Source organism: Phenylobacterium sp. (assembly GCF_031181185.1).
Classification (GTDB): domain Bacteria; phylum Pseudomonadota; class Alphaproteobacteria; order Caulobacterales; family Caulobacteraceae; genus Phenylobacterium.
In genome coordinates, this window is the sequence record NZ_JAPSKZ010000258.1 from 1 (window position 1) to 3,769 (window position 3,769).

The 3,769-nt window shown below is 69.0% G+C and carries 2 protein-coding genes; both read left to right on the forward strand.

The features are described 5' to 3' along the window. Nucleotides 1–38 precede the first annotated feature (38 nt). Nucleotides 39–2,858, forward strand: a complete 2,820-nt coding sequence (locus RIF93_RS19350) for a TonB-dependent receptor (protein ID WP_309093081.1) — start codon at nucleotides 39–41, stop codon at nucleotides 2,856–2,858. Between the two features lie 72 nt (nucleotides 2,859–2,930). Continuing rightward, the coding region (gene purB / locus RIF93_RS19355) for an adenylosuccinate lyase (protein WP_309093082.1) at nucleotides 2,931–3,769 on the forward strand (839 nt) is incomplete at its 3' end.

The window sequence follows — 3,769 nt, forward strand, 5'->3', positions numbered from 1 at the left end:
CCGCGACTCAACGCGGCCGCCATCCGGGAAGGAAACGCATGCGACATCATCTGCGCACCGCATCTTGGGCGGTGCTGCTCGCCCTGGGCGCCGGACTGGGCGCGGCCCAGGCCCAGACGTCGGACGTCGAGGAGGTGGTCGTCACCGGCTCGCGCATCCGCACCAGTCCGCTGGAACAGGCCCAGCCCGTCGTCCAGGTGGACCAGGCGATGGTCGCCAAGCAGGGGCTGACCTCCACGGTCGACGTGCTGCAGCGGATCCCGTCGGCCGGCGGCGGGCTGAACGCCAAGTTCAACAACTCGGGCAACTTCGGCAATCCGCCGGACGGCGGCGGCGTGGGCGCGGGCTCGGCCGAGATCGACCTGCGCTACCTGGGCTCGCGGCGGACGCTGGTGCTGGTGGACGGCCTGCGCTGGGTGCCGGGGGCGGCGGCCTCGGGCGTGCCGGGCTCGGTGGACCTCAACACCATCCCCACGGCGATGATCGACCGGATGGAGGTCCTGCAGGAGGGCGCCTCGCCGATCTACGGCTCGGACGCCATCGCCGGCGTCGTCAACATCATCACCAAGCAGCGCCAGGACGGCTTCCAGGCGACCGCCCAGGTGGGCGGCTTCGACGAGGGCGACGGCTTCACCCAGGACTACAACGTCTCGTGGGGTGCGGGCTCGGAGGGGACCCGCATCGTCGTCGGCGGCGGCTACTTCAAGCAGGACCCGGTCATGGCCTCGGACCGCGCGATCTCGCGCTTCCCCTCGCCCTACGCCACCGCCTGCGACGCCAGCTGCTCGTCGGGGACGCCCAACGCCCGCGTGATCGTCAGCGACCCCAACACCGGCCAGGACCTCGACATCACCCTGCGCCAGGCGCTGCAGCCGGGCCAGCGGCCGGTCTACAACCCCCTCGACCCGATGGGCGCCGGGACCAGCTACCGCGCCTTCACCACCGCCGACCGCTTTAATTTTCAACCATTTAACTACATCTTGACACCACTGGAGCGGGTCAGCCTGTTCGGCAGCGTCAGCCACGACATCACCGAAACCGTCCGCTTCCGAGGCCGCGCCAGCTACGTCCAGCGCAAGTCGGCGAACCAGGCCGCGCCGCTGCCGCTCTTCGTTGGACCCGACGCGGGCAACGGCAACCTGCTGGACACCGTCGTCATCGACGCCTCGAACCCGTTCAACCCGTTCGGCTTCACCCTCGGCCCGGGCACCTACGCCTTCGTGGGTCGCCGCCTGGTGGAGAACGGCCCGCGCCACTACGAACAGACCGTCGATACCTGGAACGTCACCGCCACGTTCGAGGGCGACCTGCCGAACGGCTGGCATTGGGACGTCAACGGCGTCTTCTCGCGCAACCACGCCGAACAGACCTTCACCGGCAACGTCAACGCCCAGCGCGTGCAGCAGGCCCTGGGGCCCGTCGCCCAGTGCGTGGCGCCCTGCGTGCCGCTCAACCTCTTCGGTGGCGCCGGCACCATCACCCAGCAGATGCTGGCCTTCATCGGCTTCACCCAGCATGACGTCTCGCAGCAGGAGCTGCGCGACTTCAGCGCCAACCTGACGGGCGACCTCTTCCAACTCCCGGCCGGTCCCCTGGCCTTTGCGGTGGGCGTCGAACACCGCCGGACCGAAGGCTATTTCGAGCCTGACGCCATTGTCGCCGCGGGCCTGTCCTCCGACATCCCGGCCCAGCCGGCGCGCGGCGAGATCAAGGTCAAGGAGGCCTACGGCGAGCTCAACATCCCGCTGCTGGCCGACATGCCGTTCTTCCACCGCCTGGAAGCCTCGGTCGCGGCGCGGATCTTCGACTATTCGACATCGGGCTCGGACGAGACCTTCAAGGCGGGCTTCAACTGGCGGCCCACCGAGGACTTCCTGGTGCGCGGCTCGTGGGGCGAAGGCTTCCGCGCGCCCTCCATCGGCGAGCTGTTCGGCACCGCGTCCCGCTTCGACCAGGAGGTCGACGACCCCTGCTCCGGCATGACCGCGTCGACCCCGGCCAACATCCGCGCCAACTGCATCGCCGCGGGTGTCCCAGCCAACGGCAGCTACGTCCAGCTCAACCCGCAGGTCTCGGTGATCACCAGCGGAAACCGGGACCTCACACCCGAGACGTCCGAGAGCTGGCACCTCAGCGCGGTCTACGAGCCGCGGTGGCTGCGGGATGCGACCTGGGCGAGCGGCGGCTCGATCGAGGTCGCCTACTCGGACATCGACCTGAAGAACGCCATCCAGGCCCAGAACGGTCAGGCCCTGCTGGACCGCTGCGCGGAAACCGGCGACGCCGTGGCCTGCGCCACGATCACCCGCACGGCCTCGGGCCAGGTGCAGGCCATCGCCAACCCGCTGATCAACATCGGCGGGGTCAAGGTGCGCACGCTGGACGTCAACCTCGTCTGGCGCTCGCCGGAGTGGTCGATCGGACGGTTCGGCCTGAACTGGTACACGACGCGTCTGCTCGAATTCACCGAGCTCGTGCCGGCCGCAGGCGGGCTGCTGCCCGTCGAACGGGAAGGGACCGAGCGCGGCAGCCCGGACCAGGCCTATCCCAAGACCAAGTCCAACCTGATGCTGGACTGGGACAGCGGGGACCTTGGGGCGACCCTCACCGGACGCTACATCTCGTCCGTCCAGGAGACCGGCGCCGACAACAAGCTGAACAGCCGTACGTACCTGGACGCCCAGGTGCGCTGGACGCCCAGCTTCATCGACGACGACCTCCGGATCGCCGTGGGCGTCAACAACCTGTTGGACAAGGATCCGCCCGGCTGCATCAGCTGCGGGCTGAACAACTACGACCCGAACGCCTACGACGCGCCGGGCCGCTTCTTCTATCTGCAACTCAGCTACCGCCGCTGAGCGTGCGGCGTCCGGGCGGCTTGGCCGCCCGGATGCTTGACTTCAGGCGCCGCCACGACCAGACGGGCGCCCATGATCCCCCGCTACGCCCGCAAGGAAGCCGCCCAGATCTGGGAGCCGCAGACGCGCTTCAAGATCATGTTCGAGATCGAAGCCCACGCCGCCGACAAGATGGCCGAGTTGGGGGTGATCCCGAAGGAGGCGGCGCGCGTCATCTGGGAAAAGGGCCGCGACGCGGTCTGGAACGCCGACCGCATCGACGAGATCGAGCGCGAGGTGAAGCACGACGTCATCGCCTTCCTGACCCACGTCACCGAGATCGTCGGGCCCGAAGCGCGCTTCCTGCACCAGGGTATGACCAGCTCGGACGTCAACGACACGACGCTGGCCGTTCAGCTGTCCCGCGCCACCGACCTCTTGATCGAGGACGTCGATCTGGTGCTGTCGGCCCTCAAGCGCCGGGCCATCGAGCACAAGCTCACGCCGACGGTCGGGCGCAGCCACGGCATCCATGCCGAGCCCACCACCTTTGGGCTGAAGCTCGCCGGCCACTACGCCGAGTTCCAGCGCGCCAAGGAGCGCCTGGCGATGGCGAAGTTCGAGATCGCCACCTGCGCCATCTCAGGCGCGGTCGGCACCTTCGCCAATGTGGCGCCCGAGGTGGAGGCCTACGTCGCCGAGCAGATGGGCCTGGCCGTCGAGCCGGTCTCGACCCAGGTGATCCCGCGCGACCGGCACGCCGCCTACTTCGCCGCGCTGGCCGTGGTGGCGAGCTCCATCGAGCGTCTGGCCGTCGAGATCCGCCACTTGCAGCGGACCGAGGTGCTGGAGGCCGAGGAGCCGTTCGACCCTGGCCAGAAGGGCTCGAGCGCCATGCCGCACAAGCGCAACCCGATCCTGACCGAGAACCT